This window comes from Mycobacterium sp. NGS68, from assembly GCF_059812195.1.
This window is the reverse complement of the sequence record NZ_JCALCE010000001.1, coordinates 577,095-593,729: the sequence shown is the minus strand read 5'-3', so window position 1 is coordinate 593,729 and position 16,635 is coordinate 577,095. Positions and strand designations below refer to the sequence as shown.

Sequence of the window (16,635 nt, the reverse complement as noted above, 5' to 3'; positions counted from 1 at the left end):
ACTCTCGGCGGCAGGAAGGCGGAGAGGGTGAGAGGTGGATCAGTGCGGCTCGACCGCGACCGTCATATCACCTGCGCCGAGACCGAGTTCGTCGAGCACGTCGGCGGTGTCGGCGCCCAGCTCCGGCGCGGGACCGGCGACCCGCCCCGGGGTGCGCGAAAACCAGGTCGGCACACCCGGAAAGCGCACCGGGCCGTGCGGTGTGTCCACCGTCTCGAAGAAACCGACGGCGTTGAGGTGCTCGTCGTCGAACAACGTTGCGGGACTTGACAACGGCGCAGCGGGGATCTGCAGCGCACGGAACAGGTCGAGCCATTCCTGCGTGGTTCGCTGAGCCAGCGTTTCGGCCAGCAGCGCGTAGACGGTGTCGATCTGGCGGGCCCGCCGCTCGAGGGTGGCGTACAGCTCGCTGGCCCAGGGCGGGCGGACCGCGTCGACGAAAGCGGCCCAATGCTTGTCGTTGTAGATCAGCGCAGAGATGTAGCCGTCGCTGGTCCGGTAGGGCCGTCGGTTCGGTGCCACCGCGCGCGGGTAGACCGCGGGGCTGAGCGGCGGATCGAAGACGGCGCCGTTAGCGTGCTCGACCAGCATGAACGACGCCATCGTCTCGAACATGCCGATCTCCACCTCCTGGCCCTCGCCGGTGCGCTCGCGGTGGAACAACGCCATCGTCGTCGCGTAGAGCGCGGTCAGGCCGGCGACCTTGTCGGCCAGGATGGTGCCGACGTAGTTGGCCTCGCCGGTCAGCTGCTCCTGCACGGCCGGCAGCCCGCACGCCGCCTGGATCGTGTCGTCGTACGCGGGCAGGTCGGCGTTGGGTCCGCGGCGGCTGTAGCCGTAGCAGTTGGTGTAGACGATCGCCGGATTGATGGCGGCGACGTCCTCGTAGCCGAGCCCGAGCCGCGCGATCGCCTTGGCACGCATCGAGTGGATGAAGATATCGGCCTGCTCTATCAGCGCCCGGATGGCGGCCTTGCCGAAGTCGGAACGCAGGTCGAGCGTGATCGCCCGCTTTCCGCGATTGACATTGACGAACACGCCGCTCATGCCGCGCGCGGGCCCGACCGAGACGTAGCGGGTGTCATCGCCTTGTGGCGGTTCAACTTTGACGACGTCGGCGCCCATGTCGGCCATGATCTGCGTGCAGTAGGGGCCCATCACCATCGCCGTCAGGTCGACGACGCGCACACCCGACAGCGGACCCGAGCTAGGCATTCTGGGTAGCCCTTTCGAAGCTGTACCGGATGTGGTCGGCGTGGCCCTCGGGCACCACCGGAAAAACCAGCGGCGCGTCGAACCGGCGGATCGCGTCGATCTCCGCCGCCACGTCCTCGATCGACCACGAATCGCGATGCACACCGGGTGTTTCGGCGACGACCGCCCTGGCCACCCGGCCGGCGATGGCCACCAGCATCTCGCCGTTGACGGGACAGGATTCGTGCGCCAGCAGACCCACCACCGGCGCGACCAGCTCGGGTCCCATCGGCGGGTACGCCGAAATGTCCAGCCCGTCGGCCATTCTCGTCACCGCCGAGGGAACGATGACGTTGCAGAGCACGTTGTCGGACGCGCCTTCGAGCGCGGCGACGTTGGCCAGCCCCACCAGTCCCGCCTTGGCCGCCGCGTAGTTCGCGACGCCGTGGTTGCCGTAGAGGCCGCCGATCGACGAGGTCAGCACAATCCGGCCATATCCGGCGTCACACATGACGGGAAACGCGGGCCGCACCACGTGGAACGCGCCGCGCAGATGCACGTCGATGACGGCGTCGAAGTCCTCGTAACTCAACTCTTTCAACGACCCCCGGCGCACGGTGCCGGCATTGTGGATCAGGATGTCGACGCGGCCGAATCGGTCCAGCGCCGCCCGGACGATCGCCTGCCCGCCGGCGGCCGTGGCCACCGAGTCGACCGATGCCACCGCTTGACCACCCGCAGCGGTGATTTCGGCGACCACCTCGTGCGCCGGACCGGCGTCGGCGCCGTCACCGGTCAGGGTGCCGCCGGTGTCGTTGACCACGACCCTGGCTCCCCGGGACGCCAGCAGCAGCGCGTAGGCGCGGCCCAGCCCCCGGCCGCCGCCGGTCACCACGGCGACGCGATCGTCGAATCGCAGCTCTGCCATCACGATCCCAACACGAGGCCGTCCAGGTCGCCCTTGTCGCGCCACGCCGCGAGCAGGTCGCCGAAGACATAGAAACCGGGAGCATAGGGTTCGCCGAGGTGCGAGCGGATACCCTCCCCGTCGGCCGCGCCGGTGCCGCCGCCCTCGTTGTTGTAATAGCCCGGCGTGCATTCCAGGTCGAACGCGGAGTTGTCGATCGCCGTCTCCCGCACCGTCTTACACCACTCGTCCTGCGCTTCCTGGCTGGGCTCGACCGTCTGCGCGCCACGCGCCAAGGCCTCGGCGATGATGTAGGCGATGTGTTCGCCCTGCAGTTCGTAGTTGGCCGCGATGTTCGCCGAGATGCCCACCTGCGTGAAGCCGGTGAAGAACTGATTGGGGAAGCCGCGGCTGGTGAACCCGTGCAGGGTCTTGTATCCGTTGCGCCAGTGGTCATACAGCGACAACCCATCGCGGCCCTCGATCGCGTCGATGGAGTAGCGGCGGCTGATTTCCGTCGTGATCTCGAATCCGCTGGCATAGATGATGCAGTCGACCTCGTACTCGACCCCGTCCGCGACCAAGCCCTTCTCGGTGGCCCGCTCAACGCCTTTCGACGACGACACGTCGACCAGCGTCACGTTCGGGCGGTTGAACGTCTGCAGGTAGTCGTCATTGGTGCACGGCCGCTTGCATAGGAAGCGGTAGTAGGGCTTGAGCGCCTCGGCGGTATCGGGGTCCTCGACGATCGCCTCGACGCGTCGCCGCAGCCGCTCCATGACCTTGTAATCTTCCTCCTCGCGGATGTCCATGAACTGCTCCGGCGTCATCGCGGCGGGGTCCGGCAGCGCGAGCACCCGCGCGGCGGTGTTGCGGCCCAACTCCGTCCAGAAGTCGCAGACGTAGTCGGGTTGGCCCGGCGCCATGCCCTCGAACGTCCAGGCATGGAAATTGCGCTGCCGCTCCTTCTGCCAGCCCGGCTTCAGCGACTTCACCCATTCGGGATCGGTCGGGGTGTTGTTTCGCGGCCCCACCGACGACGGCGTGCGCTGAAAGACATAGAGATGCTTGGCATCCCGGCCCAGAAAGGGCACGATCTGGACGGCGGTCGCGCCGGTGCCCACCACGGCGACGCGCTTGTCGGCCAGCCCGGTCAGCCCGCCGTTGCTGTCGCCGCCGGTGTAGGCGTAGTCCCACCGCGACGAGTGGAAGCTGTGGCCCTTGAAGTCCTTGATGCCGGGGATGCCGGGCAGCTTGGGGCGGTGGAACGGGCCGGAGGCCATCACCACGAAACGCGCCCGGATGTCGTCGTCGCGGTCGGTGCGCACGCGCCAGCGGCTGATCTCGTCGTCCCAGCGCAGTGCCCGCACCTGGGTGGAGAAAATCGCAGAATCGTAAAGCCCGAAATGCTTTCCGATGCGCCGGCAATGCTCGTAGATTTCGCTGCCGTCGGCGAATTTCTTGCTCGGGATGAAGTTCAGCTCTTCGAGCAGCGGTATGTAGCAGTAGGATTCGTTGTCGCACTGTAGGCCCGGGTACCGGTTCCAGTACCAGACGCCACCGAAGTCGCCACCCAGCTCGATGATGCGGACGTCCTGCACGCCGGCCTTCTTCAGGTACGCGCCGCACAACAGGCCACCGAATCCGCCGCCGAGCACCGCCACGTCGATGTCCGCCGAGATCGGGTCGCGGACCAGCGGCGGCGAATGCGGGTCGGTTTCGTAGTAGCCCGCGAAGTCATCGACCAGCTCGATGTACTGCTTGGACCCCTCCGGCCGCAGCCGCTTTTCGCGCTCTTGACGGTACTTTTCGCGCAACGCATCGATATCGATGTCGTCGGGGGTGTCGGTCGGGGGGCAGGGCGCCGGTCCGGAAGTCCCAGTCATGCCAGGGCGTTCTCCGGCAGCGCCGCGGGGTGCAGTGGCGCGGCCATCTGATGCACCGCGGGCAGCACCTCCTTGGCGAACAGCTGCGTAGAGGCCATGGCCTCCTGGTACGGCATGGTGCCGAACTGCGGGACGATGGTCAGCTCGCAGAACGAGCACGCCTCCTGGGCGGCGGCGATCCGCTTGACGATCTCCTCCGGCGTTCCGATCAGCAGGTTGGACGCGTGGTAGCCGGGCGTCTTGGGTGGGCCCTTGGGGGCGCCCTGGTCCCCGGTCACCGACGAGGCCAGCACCGCGGTGGCGGTGGCTTCCCTGGCGGCATAGGCCTCATATCCCTTGACGCCTTTGAAATTCGAGGCGTCGGCGAAGCCGTAATGCACGGTGACGTCCCGGTTGGCGGTCCAGATCCATTCCTCGGACTTGGCGGCGTCCTCCGCGTTGGGGGTGCAGTACATGAACATGACGTTCTTGGGCTGACAGGGCGGCAGGCCCTCTTCCTTGCGGAACGTGTTGACCTTCTGCACTTCCCGCCCGGCGTCCTCGATCGGCTTGTTCCCGACGAACAGGGGGACCATCCCGCGGCGCGCCAGGATCTCGAGGGACTCGGCCGTCGAGGATGAGCTGTAGATTCGCGAAAAAAGGTCGGGGGTCTGCGGTTCGGGGCGCAGCGACATCTCCGGCACGGTGAAGATCTCGCCCTCGTAGGAGAACCGTTTGCCCGAGAGCGCCAACTGCAGGATGTCGAGGGTCTCGTTGAACCGCTGCCGGCTTTCCTCGCGGGGCACGCCGACGGCGTCGAACTCCCCCTTCGAGACGCCGCGGCCGATTCCGATCGTCGTGTATCGGCCGTTGGAGAGGATGTCGAGGTAGGCGATCTGGTGCGCCAACCGTACCGGATGCCACCAGGGGGCGACGACGACGAAGGTGCCCAGGCCCACCCGCTCGGTGCGCCCGGCGAAATAGCTCAGCGCCTGAATCGGGTTGGGCGTCATGCCGTACGGTGTGCCGCAGTGCTCGGGCATCCAGATGCCGTCGAACCCGAGGGGCTCGGCCAGATCGGCAATCGCGAGCGTGGCCTGCACGCACTCCCAGTCGGCGGTCGCGGGCGGTTGGCTGAAGTCCTGGGCCAACACCCGGTCCCAGTCGTGCGAGTTGTGTGCTCCGAACCCAAGATTGACTTTCATCGTTTCGGCTCTCTTCCTAGTTCCATAGCGAGTTCCTGCGGGGCGCCGGTGCCCATGTATTCGGCGAGGTTGCGGTGCAGATTTGCGGTTGCCCGTTCCATGTAGGGGTTGGGCTTGGGGCCGCGGAAGCCCAGCGATTTCATGCCCTGCTGGACGGCGGCCATGTTCGAGAAGTCCTGCGGCAGCACGCTGCGCCAATTGGGGTCATCCGGCGGCGCGTATACCCATTCGGTCTGCGGCTCTTCGCCTTTCGGATACAGCTCATAGCAGGACGCTTCGAAGATGCATTTGTCCGGGTCGTAGCCGTACGGCCGGGCGCTGTAGCACAGGGCGGTGGTCAGTCCCTGGCCGATCTGGAAGTTCGGGAAGATCTGCCACGCGGTGCCGCTCTCGGCCAGGTGCTGCGGATCGATGGTCGGCCAGATCACGCCCCGCGCCGCGTCGTCCGCACGCGCCGAGGTCAGCCAGTGGCTGAGCACCCGGTCGGCGGGCGCGTCCTCCGGCAGTTCCTCCACGAGCCGCAGCGCGGCGTCCACCAGCGTCCTGGTGGTGGTGGCGTTGGTCTCCTCCAACGTGTAGAGCTGCATCTCGGCCGTCGAGACGCGGGGGTCCGCGCCGGTGCCGAGCCGGATCTTCGACTTGGTTTCTTCCAGGTCCTTGGGCGCGTCGTAGCCGATGTTGCTGTGCCTGCCCTGCGCCATCGCCCAGCCACGGAAGTTGCCGAACTTGTTGAACTGCGGATGGGTGGTGGCGACGTGGTAGGTCTCGTTGAAGGCCTCCATCGCGACCTTCCAGTTGCAGTCGAAATTCAGCCATTTGCGCCATTTGCAGCGCATGTCTTGCAAATTGAACGGGTCGAGCATGGTGGCGGCCGGCTCGAGGTACTCGCGCAGCGGCTGCGCGGCGGGGTCCATGTTGATCCAGATCCAGCCGCCCCAGGTATCGACGTTGACCGTCGACAGGTGCGTGTTCTCCGGGGTCAGCGCGCCCTGCCAGTCCGCCTGCTCGGGGATGTGGATGCAGTTGCCGTCCTGGTCGTAGGTCCAGCCGTGAAACCCGCACACGAACGACTTCCTATGCCCACAAGCGCTTTTCGCACCGGCCGGCACGTCGATCAGCCGGCGGCCGCGGTGCATGCAGACATTGTGGTGCGCCTTGAGCGTGTCCGGACCGGTACGCACCACCACGATGGAGTCGTCGAGGATGTCATAGGTGAGGAAGCTGCCCACCTTGGCCAGGTCTTCGACGCGCCCGACCTGCTGCCACACCTTGCGCCACAACTTGTCCCGCTCGGCGCGCAGGTATTCCACGGAGACGTAGGCGTCGACGCCGATCGTCACGGGTGTCGTCAGTGCGTCTTCTTCAGTGGTGTCTGTCTCCGTCACGCTTATGCCTCCCAACGCTTTATCGCTGCCCGGAAAGTCTCGTCCTTGAGGAACAGCGAGGTGTTGTCCCCGCCCAGGTGCGTCCAGCGCAGGTTCACGCCGCCGTCCACCAGCAGGGTCTGCCCGGTGATGTAGCTCGCCAGGTCGGACAGCAAAAACAGGATCGCGCCGGCGATTTCGTCGGGACGGCCGCGTCGTCCCATGGCGATGGCACGGCGGTCCCGCTCGGTGTCCTCGTCGACGTACATGCGCGACGCCGGTGTCTCGGTGACCCCGGGTGCCACCGCGTTGACGCGGATCTCGGACGGGGCCAGTTCGGCCGCCATGGTACGGGTCACCGCCGCGATCGCGGCTTTGGCCGTGCCGTAAGCGATGTGGAACGGGGCGGTGTTCATCCCGCTGATCGACGAGATCGACACGATCGAGCCGCGACGGCCGCGCCTTTTCAGCTCCGCCGCCACGGCCTGGCTCATGAAGAACATCGTCTCCAGGTTCCGGGTGAACAGCTCGCGCCAATCGCCGCGCGTCACCCGTGTGGACGGCATCCACGTCGACGGGTCCGCACCGCCGGCGACGTTGACCAACCCGTACAGGTCGCCGTCGGCGCCCAGCGCGGCCGCCAGCGCGGCGCCCACCCCGTCGTCGGTGGAAACGTCGGCCGCCACCGGCACCACCGGCAGGCCCTCGTCCACCAGTGGACCGACATGCTGATCCAGGTTTTCCCGGCTACGGCTGACCGCGACCACGGTCGCCCCGGCCTCGGCCACCGCGCGCGTGACGGTGGTCCCGATGCCGCCGCCCGCGGCACCCGCCACTAGGACAATGCGCCCGTCGAGGCGCAGCAGATCAGCGCCCATTCAGCTAATTGTCCGGACAAGATAATGACGTGCATCCATTAGAGAGCATGATTCTCTGAGCATAGCCAGCACGTCAAGGGCCTTTGCGAAACGCGGACCGGGCTATTGTCTGGACTATTGGTCGGTTGCTAACGTGCGAGCGGTGACAGCCAGATTGTCGGGCCGCTATCTGGCCCCGCAGGAACCCAGCGTCGCCGAGGGCTGGACGCTGCAGCGCCTCACGCCACCCAGCCGACTCTTCGGCGCCAACGGCCTGCGCACGGGCCCGGACGGCCGCGTGTACATCGCGCAGGTCACCGGCAGCCAGATCAGCGCGCTCGACGTGGCGACCGGCTCGCTCGACACCATCAGCGCCAAGGGCGGCGACATCACCGCGCCCGACGACGTCGCGTTCGACCCGCGCGGGAACCTGTACGCGACCGAGGTCATGGACGGGCGGGTCAGCGTGCGCGACACCGCCGGGCGCACCCGGGTGCTTCGCGACGACGTACCGTCCGCCAACGGCATCACCTTCCACCAGGGCCGGCTGTTCATCGGCGAATGCCGCGAAGGCGGCCGCCTGCTCGAGTTCGACCTGGCCGGCGGGCCGCCGCGGGTGCTGCTGGAGAACGTGCCGTCGCCCAACGCGATGGAGGTCGGGCCGGACGGCTTGTTGTACTTCCCGGTCATGGGGGCCAACGAGATCTGGCGCATCGACCCCGAAGGCGGTGAGCCGCAGCTCGTTGCCGGCGATCTCGGTGTTCCCGACGCGGTGAAGTTCGATTCCGCCGGCCGCATCGTCTCCACCCAGGTGCACAGCGGGCAGGTGCTGCGCATCGATCCGCGCAGCGGCGAGCGGACCGTGCTGGCCAGCCTCAATCCCGGCCTGGACAACCTGGCCTTCGTGGGGGATCGGCTGTTCGTCTCGAATTTCACCGGCGAGATCACCGAGATCCTCGGCGGCGGCGATACCCGCACCGTGCTGCCCGGCGGGTTGAACTGGCCGCTTGACCTCGCCGTCGGCGGCGACGGCGAGCTCTACATCGCCGACGGCACGTACCTTTACGCGCTGGGGCACGACGGCCGTCGACGGACCGCCGGAATGCTGTTCAGTCCGGGCTATCCGGGGTTTCTGCGGGGGATCGCGCCGACCACGGCCGGAGAGTTCGTCGTGACCACGTCCAACGGGCAGGTGGCGCGCTACTGGCCGGACCGCAACGAAAGCGAGGTGCTGGCGGAGGGTTTCGATCAGTTGTACGGCATCGCAGTTTCGGGGGCCGGCTCCGGCGAAACGATCGTGGTGGCCGAACTCGGCGCGGGGCGGGTGCTGTCCGTTCGCGCTGGTGGGGTCGAAGTGCTGGCATCGGGACTGAACGAGCCCGTCGGCGTGGCGGTGGCCCCCGACGGGGCCTGCCTGGTCTGCGAATCGGGCGCCGGCCGCGTGGTGAAGCTCGACGGGACGGGCCCGGTGCTGGACGGTTTGCAACGGCCACAGGGCATCCTGGTGCACGGCGGCCAGGTGTACGTCGTCGACGCCGGCGCCAAGGAACTCGTCGCGTTCGACCCGGACACCGGTGCCCGGCGCACCATCGCGTCGGGCCTGCCGGTCGGCGCACCTCCCGGCGTGGTCCCCAAGCCGCTGCTCGGCATGCCGCCGTTCTCCGGCCCGCAGGGGCCGTTCGCCGGCATCGCGGCCGGATCGGACGGCACGCTATACGTCTCCGCGGACGCCGACGGCAGCGTGCTGGCCCTGCGCCGGCAACCCTGAACGGCCACAGGCGATGCCGGAACCCAAAGTCTCTGATCACCGCTACCTGCAGGTGGCGCGCACGCTGCGTAAGGAGATAGTCGACGGCGTCTATCCGGTGGGATCCCAATTGCCGACCGAACACGAGCTGTGTGAGCGGTTTGCGGTGAGCCGCTACACCGTTCGGGAGGCGCTGCGCCGGTTGCGGGAGGACAACCTGGTGTCGTCGCGGCCGCGCACGGGCACCCTCGTCGTTCCCCGGCCGTCGTCGGATTCCTATGCGCAGCACGTCATGTCGATCAACGACCTGGTGGCGTTCGCGACGGGTGCACGGTTCGCGATCGAATCGATCGCGATGGTGACCATCGACGACGAGGCGGCGGACCGCACCGGCCTCACCAGCGGCGAGCAGTGGCTGACCGTGCGCGGCTTCCGTCGGGCCGACGAGTCCGCCGGACCGGCGCTGTGCCGCACCGAGTACTTCATCAACCGCGCGTTCGCCGCGGTCGGCCGGTTACTGCACAAGCATGAGGGCGCGGTCTTCCCGCTGATCGAGGACCTCTACGGCCTGAGTATCGTCGAGGTCCATCAGGAAATCGCCGCGGTGCTCATCTCGGCGGCGCTGGCCGAGGGCCTCGACGTCGAGGCCGGGACGCCGGCGCTGCACGTGCGCCGCACCTATACGACGTCGGACGGGCAGGTCGCCCAGGTCACCATCAACACCCATCCCGCGTCCCGCTTCCGGCACTCGATGACGATGCGCCGGATCAAGGCCTGACATGTCGTCACCGCGAAAACTGGTCGAAGGCAGGTGGATTCGCTTCGACGAGGAACGCGCCGCCGACGCCTACGCGCGCGGGTGGTGGGTACGTGGGACGCTGGCGGACGCGCTGGGCGGGGCCGCGCGCGACACCCCGCGGCGGGTCGCGCTGGTCGACGGCGACCGGCGGCTGGACTGCGCGGAGCTGTATCGGCAGGCGACGACGCTGGCGCATGCGCTGCATGCGCGCATCCCCCCGGGCAGCGTGGTGTCGTTCGTGCTGCCCAACTGGCATGAGGCCGCGGTCATCTACCTCGCCGCGACGCTGGCCGGCATGATCGCCAACCCGATCCTGCCGTCCATGCGCGACCGGGAGCTGCGCTTCATCCTCGAAGACGCCGACAGCCGGATGGTCTTCATCCCAGCGCGTTTCGGCCGCCATGACTATCCCGCGATGCTTTCCCGGGTGTGCGCGCAGATCGAGTCGGCGCCCGACGTCGTCGCAGTGCGCGGGGACCCTCTTAGCCCCGGGGGGTTTGAGTCCCTGCTGGCGCCCCGGCCCGTGACCCGGGGCCTGCCCACGCTGAACCCCGACGCCGTCCGTATGGTGCTCTACACCTCCGGGACGACCGGCCGGCCGAAAGGTGTATTGCACACGCACAACTCGATCCACGCGCTGATCTGCCAGCTGCGTGAGCACTGGCTGATCGAACCGGGTGACACGTTCCTGGTGGCGTCTCCGATCGCGCACATCGGCGGTTCCATCTACGCGTTCGAGTGCCCGCTACTGCTGGGCACGACGGCGGTGGTGATGGAGCGCTGGGACGCCGACGAGGCGGTGCGCCTGATGACGGCGCAACGATGCACCCACATGGCCGGCGCGACGCCGTTCCTGGAACAGCTGCTGGCCGCCGCGCAGCGCGCCGGCACCCGGCTGCCGGACCTGAAGGTGTTCATCTGCGGCGGCGCCTCCGTATCGCCGTCGCTGATACGCAGAGCGGCAGCGTATTTCGATTCGGCGCTCGTCACCCGCGTCTACGGCTCGACGGAGGTTCCGGTCACCACCATCGGGGCGCCGAGGCACCGCGAGCGCGCCGCTGACACCGACGGCCGCGTCGGGTTCGCCGACGTCAAGCTGGTCGACGGCGAGCTCCGCGCGCGGGGCCCGCAGATGCTGGCCGGGTATCAGCATCCCGAGGACGACGCCGAATCATTCGATGCCGACGGCTACTTCCGCACCGGCGACCTCGCGCGCTGGGTCGACGGCGAGTACCTCGTCGTCACCGGACGCGCCAAGGACATCATCATCCGCAACGGAGAGAACATCTCGCCCAAGGAGGTCGAGGACATCCTGGCCGGGCACCCCGGCATCGCCGAGATCGCCGTCGTCGGCGTGCCCGACGCGCGCACCGGCGAACGCGCCTGCGCCGTCGTCGTCCCGGCGTCCGCTCCGGCGCCCGACGTGGCGAGCCTGCGCGCCTTCCTCGAAGACGCGGGAGTGGCGCTGTTCAAAGTGCCCGAGCAGGTGGTCATCTGGGACGTGCTGCCGAAGAACGATGCGGGCAAGATCCTCAAGCACCGGATCAAGGCGGCCCTCATGGAGGCGGAGTGAGATGCAGGTAGCGATAGTGACCGGGGCTAGCGGCGGGATCGGATCCGGTTGCGCGACAAAGCTCGCCGAAATGGGCATGGCGGTGCTGGCGACGGGCCGCAATGAGGACGCGCTCGCGGAGCTGACGCGGGGTCTCGGCGACCGAGTGGTGACGCTCGCCGTCGACCTCACCGACGACGACGCGCCCGCGCGGATCACACGACACGTCGTGCAGAGGTGGGGGCGCATCGACTTTCTGGTCAACGCCGCCGGGGTGGGCAGCCCCAAGCCCGTTCACGAGACCGACGACGAATCCCTGGACCACTTCCTCGGTTTGATGCTGCGCGCGCCGTTCCGCCTGATTCGCGAAGTGCTGCCGCACCTGCGCCCCGGCTCGGCGATCATCAACGTCACCTCGACCTTCGCCGTGGTCGGCGGGCTGCGCGGCGGCGCCTACTCCGCGGCCAAGGGCGGGTTGACCGCGCTGACCACGCACATCGCCTGTCAGTACGGCGCACAGGGAATCCGTTGCAACGCTGTGGCTCCCGGCGTCATCCAGACACCGATGACCGAACACCGGTTGGCCGACCCGCGGTTTCGGCGGATCAACACCGAGATGACGCCGCATCAGCGGCTGGGCACCGTCGACGACGTCGCGAGCACGGTGGCGTTCCTCTGCTCCGCGGGCGGGGCCTTCATCAACGGGCAGACGATCGTCGTCGACGGCGGCTGGAGCTCCACGAAGTACTTGTCCGACTTCGCCCTGACGTCGGAGTGGCGACCCAGCGAGGCCTAGTCACGATGCTTCGAAGTGGCTTCGGATGCCGGCCAGCATTGCGATGTGGGCTTTGACGCCCTCGCGGACGGTGAAACGCGCCAACGGCCGCGGTGCGGCGAAGTGAATGCGCTCGGTGACGCGGGTGCCGCCGTCAACCGGGTCGAAACTCACCGTGCCGCGCAGCCGGACGCCGGGCGACTGGTCGGCCTCGGTCAGCACGTCGCCTACCGACGGCACTCGCAGCCGCGCCCGGTAGGCGGTCTTGATGGTCAACGGCCCCAACGGAATCCGATCCACCACCCGATAGGCCTGGGCGTAGCCGCCGTCCGGAAGGTCGGTGCGGGACAGCACCTCCACCGACACGATGAGCGGGTGCACGATCTTGATGTTGTCGAGGTCGACGTAAAAGTCGCGCACCAACTCCGGCGGCGCGGGCACCAGTTCCGACAACGTCCGCTCCGCCTCGGCGATCCACCAGCTCATGCCGGCACCTAGACGTGGGCCAGCAGCACGCCGGTGCGCCACCAGATGAGCCCGGCGAACACGGCCAACAGGACGACCGTCACGCCGATCTGGACCGCGTTGCGGCTGGCCCGGGGCGCATAAACGTAGGCCGCGGCCACCAGGGCGCCGGTGATCAGCCCGCCGACGTGCCCCTGCCAGCTGATCTGTTGAGAACCCATCAGCGGCGCGACGAAGGTGAAAGCCAAGTTGATGAGGATGACTGCGACGATCCCGCGGATGTCGAGGTCCAGTCGTCGCGCCACCACGAAGATCGCGCCGAACAGGCCGTACACCGCGCCGGAAGCACCCGCGGTCGCCGAGTTGAGCGGTGCGAGCAGGTAGACCAGCACCGCGCCGCCCAGCGCGCTCAACCCGTACAGCGCGCCGTAACGCAGCCGGCCCAGCCACTGCTCCAGCGGCGCGCCCACCACGTACAGCGCCCACATGTTGAACAGCAGGTGTGCCGCGCCGTAGTGCAGGAACGCCGAGGTCACCAGGCGATAGAACTGCCCGTACACGGCGACCGCCGGCGGCCACAGGGCCAGTTTGCGCTCCAGATCCCCCACCGAGATCTGCAGGACGAAGACCGCAACGTTGACCGCGATCAACGCATACGTGACCACCGGGGCGCCCGATCGTTCGCGGCCACCGAACCGCGTCCGCGGCTGGCGAACGGTCCGGGCGCCCTCCTGGACGCAGTCCACACACTGGTGCCCGACGGCGGCGCTGCGCATGCAGTCCGAGCAGATCGGCCGCTCGCAGCGGGTGCAGCTCACGTACGTCGCTCGGCCGGGGTGTCGATAACACGTCGGCGCCGCGGCGGGCGATTGCGGGACGTCGGGGAAGCTCATCGCACCATTCTGGCGTGTGCCGGTCTATTCCCTCGTCCGGCGTGTTGACCTACTGTGTCTTGGGTGGAGGTAGACGGAACACCGGAGTTGGTGGCAGTCGAAAAATTGCACTCAGGTGACCCGATCACAGATGGTGGGCAACGCTACATAGTTCTCGAATCGAAGTGCGTCGGCGACAGCTGCGTAGTCCTCGAACTCGAGTCCAGGGTGGACCACCATCTGCAGGTCATCGAGAAGTCCTTTCCCACCGGGTACCACGTTGGACGGGCACACCACCGGTACCTTTAGGCGCAATTTCTCGGCTGAATATCGCGACACGTAGCCGTTCGACGGCTACCGCGTCGTGATGTCGGCCGACGGTCCGGTGGGCACCGCCGGGATGGCAACTCCCGCCGAATTCCGTTTCCAGATTCGGGCAACCGCACCGCCGCGCCGCGGCCGGGATGAGACAATGTCGCCCGTAAGGCAATGACGACGTAGGAAGCCGGTGCGAAACCGGCGCGGTCCCGCCACTGTAATCGGGGAGCGAACCTCACATGCCACGGCCATCTTCGGCTGGAAGGCGAGGCGAGCGGCGATCCGAGAGCCAGGAGACTCGCGTCATTGCGTCCTGCTAACCCGGGGCGGAGCACCCCGGAGAGAGCTGACCCCCTCATGACTCTCCTGAGTGAGCGGCAATGACCGCCCCCATCTGGATGGCGGCACCGCCAGAGGTGCATTCGACTTTGCTGAGTTCGGGGCCGGGACCGGGCCCGTTGCTGGCCTCGGCCGAATCGTGGACGTCGCTGAGCACGGTGTACGCCGAGACGGCCCAGGAGCTGGCCGCGCTGGTGGCGGCGGCACAGGCCGGCGCGTGGGAAGGGCCGACCGCGGCGGCCTACGCGGCCGCCCATGTCCCGTACCTGGCGTGGCTGACGCAGGCCGCCGTCGACAGCGCGGCGACCGCCGCGCGTCAGGAATCCGCGGCCACCGCCTACACCACCGCCCTGGCCGCGATGCCGACCCTGGCCGAACTGGCCGCCAACCACGCCACCCACGCGGTGCTGCTGGCGACCAACTTCTTCGGCATCAACACCATCCCGATCGCGCTCAACGAAGCCGACTATGTGCGGATGTGGATCCAGGCCGCCACGGTGATGACCACGTATCAGGGGGTCTCGACGGCCGCGGTGGCCGCCGCACCGCAGAGCGCCGCGGCCCCGCCGATCGTCACCTCGTTGGAAGACCTCTTCTACCAGCTGTTCCCGCTGCCGGACGACCAGCAGACCACGTGGAGTCAGTGGTTGGAACAGATCGGCTTCACCAAGTTCTACAACGACGTCCTCGACCCGCTGGCCAACGCGCTGTACAACAACCCCTTCATCTCGTCGCTGTTCTCCGGGTTCGATCCGTACCTGCCCATCCTCGGCAATCCCCTGATCTACCTCAGCCCGTACAACATCGCGTTCGCCCTCGGCTACCCGATGGACATCGGCTCGTATGTCGCCTATCTGTCGCAGATGTTCGCGTTCGTCGCGGCGGACCTCACCGCGGCGTTCGCGTCGGGCAATCCGGCGACCATCGGTTTGACCATCATCTTCGCCTCCGTCGAGGTGATCGGCACGGTGATCACGGACACGATCGCGCTGCTGAAGACCCTGCTGGAGCAGACCGCCGTGCTGCTCTTCGTCTTCGTGCCGCTGATCACGGCCCCGTTGGTGACGCTGGCCACCGGTGCCGCGCTGGCCCCCGTCGGGCTGACCGGGCTGGCCGCGCTGGCCGCCGTGCCGGCGACGCCGCCCATCCCGCCGCCCGGCATGCCGCCGCTGGCGGCGCTCGCCCCGAACATCCCGACGTCCTCGTCCCCGGCGCCCGTTCCGGCGGAGGCGCTCGCGCAGGCCACGCCGTCGGCGCCGGCACCGCCGCCGACCGCCGCTCCGCCGACGTTCAGCGGTTCCGGCGTCAATGCGACCCTGGGCGCCGGCATGGAGAACTTCGGCTACCTGGTCGGCGACGTGGGCGCGGCGGCTCGGCGGGCCGCGGCCGCCGCCGCGCGCAAGAAGGCGCCGGAACCCGACGAGGCCGAGGTTCCGGCCGTCGCCGCGGCGCCCAAGGAGCAGGAGCCAAGGCAGCGGCGGCGTCGGGCGAAGGCGCAGATGCTCGGGCGCGGCTACGAGTACATGGATCTGGAGGACGACGGCAGCTGGGCGGCCTCGGTCGCCGGCGCCGGGACCCAGGGCTTCACCGGAACCGCCGCCAAGGGCGGCGGTCAGGCGGCCGGGCTGATCACCCTGGCCGACGACACGCTGGGCGGCGGTCCCCGGATGCCGATGATGCCGGGCACCTGGGGTGCAGACTCGGCTGAGGCGGACGACGACGGCTGACGAAGGGACGGCGATGAGGCACCGGATCTGGCTGGCCTTCACCGTATTCGCCGTGGTCCTGACGGGCTGCGGCGGCGGCCACGGCTCATCGGCGACGCCGAGGCCCGCCGCGCTCCCCGACGCCCCGCCGCCGGATGCCGGCTGTCAGGGCGATGTCACCGCCCACCAGGACATCACCCATCCGAAGCTGGGCACGGTCCGGCTGTTCCTGCTGCTCAACCCGTCGAACCAGGTGGACTCCCGTGGGTGTGTCGTCGCGGTCGCGGGCACCGGCAAGGCGATCACCGCCATTCCGCTTGATGTCTCGGGCAATTCGCTCGCGTTCGCCAGCCCGGTGACCGACGCCACGGGGAACTCCTTCGTCACCTACAACCCGGGCCGGTACAACGGGGTGCTCGTCCTGGTGCCGACGCCTACCGGCTTCCAGGACCCAGGATGGTCTAAGCCGGACATCCACTACCAGGGCAAGCGCGCCTATTACGACGCCAAGCTGCAGGGTCCCGGCCCCGACGGCCGGTACACGATTCTGCAGTCTCGCAACGACTGCGTGCCGAGCTGCGCCGGAGGGACGGTGACGAGCAAGGTGCTGCACTGGGACGGCAGCGATTACGTCGCCTAGAAGTCGCCTAGCAGTCTTGCCATCGAGCCG

The 16,635-nt window shown here is 68.2% G+C and carries 15 protein-coding genes and 1 riboswitch; of the genes, 7 read left to right on the top strand and 8 right to left on the bottom strand.

Annotated features, from left to right (window positions below):
- Positions 1 to 39 precede the first annotated feature (39 nt).
- From AC5Y5V_RS02675 to AC5Y5V_RS02650, 6 genes are read right to left on the bottom strand one after another with little or no spacing between them, the layout of a single operon-like run.
- The gene (locus AC5Y5V_RS02675) at positions 40 to 1,215 is read right to left on the bottom strand and encodes a CaiB/BaiF CoA transferase family protein (protein ID WP_499931032.1); all 1,176 of its coding nucleotides are present in this window, start codon (positions 1,213 to 1,215) and stop codon (positions 40 to 42) included.
- Entirely contained in the window at positions 1,208 to 2,122 is a 915-nt protein-coding gene (locus AC5Y5V_RS02670) for an SDR family NAD(P)-dependent oxidoreductase (RefSeq protein ID WP_499931031.1), read from the bottom strand. Before AC5Y5V_RS02670 ends, AC5Y5V_RS02675 begins: the two co-directional genes overlap by 8 nt.
- Entirely contained in the window at positions 2,122 to 3,987 is a 1,866-nt protein-coding gene (locus tag AC5Y5V_RS02665) for a flavin-containing monooxygenase (RefSeq protein WP_499931030.1), read from the bottom strand. The genes AC5Y5V_RS02670 and AC5Y5V_RS02665 overlap by 1 nt, the downstream gene beginning before the upstream one ends.
- Complete coding sequence (locus AC5Y5V_RS02660) at positions 3,984 to 5,171, bottom strand: LLM class flavin-dependent oxidoreductase (RefSeq protein WP_499931029.1); 1,188 nt, start codon at positions 5,169 to 5,171, stop codon at positions 3,984 to 3,986. Before AC5Y5V_RS02660 ends, AC5Y5V_RS02665 begins: the two co-directional genes overlap by 4 nt.
- Positions 5,168 to 6,556, bottom strand: a complete 1,389-nt coding sequence (locus AC5Y5V_RS02655; RefSeq protein WP_499931028.1) for an aromatic ring-hydroxylating oxygenase subunit alpha — start codon at positions 6,554 to 6,556, stop codon at positions 5,168 to 5,170. The genes AC5Y5V_RS02660 and AC5Y5V_RS02655 overlap by 4 nt, the downstream gene beginning before the upstream one ends.
- Before the next feature lie 2 nt (positions 6,557 to 6,558).
- Complete coding sequence (locus AC5Y5V_RS02650; protein ID WP_499931027.1) at positions 6,559 to 7,413, bottom strand: SDR family NAD(P)-dependent oxidoreductase; 855 nt, start codon at positions 7,411 to 7,413, stop codon at positions 6,559 to 6,561.
- A gap of 142 nt (positions 7,414 to 7,555) precedes the next feature.
- Between AC5Y5V_RS02650 and AC5Y5V_RS02645 the strand changes: the two genes are divergently transcribed.
- The 4 genes from AC5Y5V_RS02645 to AC5Y5V_RS02630 are packed head-to-tail and all read left to right on the top strand — an operon-like array spanning position 7,556 to position 12,286.
- Positions 7,556 to 9,160 carry an SMP-30/gluconolactonase/LRE family protein gene (locus AC5Y5V_RS02645; protein WP_499931026.1) on the top strand — a complete coding sequence of 535 codons (1,605 nt, stop codon included), beginning with the start codon at positions 7,556 to 7,558 and terminating at the stop codon, positions 9,158 to 9,160.
- Between the two features lie 13 nt (positions 9,161 to 9,173).
- Positions 9,174 to 9,917, top strand: coding sequence for a GntR family transcriptional regulator (locus AC5Y5V_RS02640; protein ID WP_499931025.1), 744 nt, complete (start codon positions 9,174 to 9,176; stop codon positions 9,915 to 9,917).
- Between the two features lies 1 nt (position 9,918).
- A complete protein-coding gene (locus AC5Y5V_RS02635) occupies positions 9,919 to 11,511 on the top strand; it encodes an AMP-binding protein (RefSeq protein ID WP_499931024.1) in 1,593 nt (530 codons plus the stop codon).
- 1 nt (position 11,512) lies between these two features.
- On the top strand, positions 11,513 to 12,286 hold the full coding sequence (locus AC5Y5V_RS02630; protein WP_499931023.1) for an SDR family NAD(P)-dependent oxidoreductase: 774 nt from the start codon (positions 11,513 to 11,515) through the stop codon (positions 12,284 to 12,286).
- Here the strand turns inward: AC5Y5V_RS02630 and AC5Y5V_RS02625 are convergent, their stop codons facing one another.
- Together AC5Y5V_RS02625 and AC5Y5V_RS02620 are read right to left on the bottom strand one after the other, a co-directional pair.
- The gene (locus tag AC5Y5V_RS02625) at positions 12,287 to 12,751 is read right to left on the bottom strand and encodes an SRPBCC family protein (protein WP_499931022.1); all 465 of its coding nucleotides are present in this window, start codon (positions 12,749 to 12,751) and stop codon (positions 12,287 to 12,289) included.
- A gap of 8 nt (positions 12,752 to 12,759) precedes the next feature.
- Positions 12,760 to 13,623, bottom strand: coding sequence for a rhomboid family intramembrane serine protease (locus tag AC5Y5V_RS02620; protein WP_499931021.1), 864 nt, complete (start codon positions 13,621 to 13,623; stop codon positions 12,760 to 12,762).
- 63 nt (positions 13,624 to 13,686) lie between these two features.
- Between AC5Y5V_RS02620 and AC5Y5V_RS02615 the strand changes: the two genes are divergently transcribed.
- From AC5Y5V_RS02615 to AC5Y5V_RS02605, 3 genes are all read left to right on the top strand, one after another.
- A complete protein-coding gene (locus tag AC5Y5V_RS02615) occupies positions 13,687 to 13,911 on the top strand; it encodes a hypothetical protein (RefSeq protein ID WP_499931020.1) in 225 nt (74 codons plus the stop codon).
- Positions 13,912 to 14,060: 149 nt separating this feature from the next.
- A riboswitch (cobalamin riboswitch) is annotated at positions 14,061 to 14,240 on the top strand.
- A 60-nt stretch (positions 14,241 to 14,300) separates the two neighbouring features.
- Positions 14,301 to 15,986, top strand: coding sequence for a PPE domain-containing protein (locus AC5Y5V_RS02610; protein WP_499931019.1), 1,686 nt, complete (start codon positions 14,301 to 14,303; stop codon positions 15,984 to 15,986).
- A 13-nt stretch (positions 15,987 to 15,999) separates the two neighbouring features.
- A complete protein-coding gene (locus AC5Y5V_RS02605) occupies positions 16,000 to 16,605 on the top strand; it encodes a hypothetical protein (RefSeq protein ID WP_499931018.1) in 606 nt (201 codons plus the stop codon).
- The last annotated feature ends 30 nt before the right edge of the window (positions 16,606 to 16,635 follow it).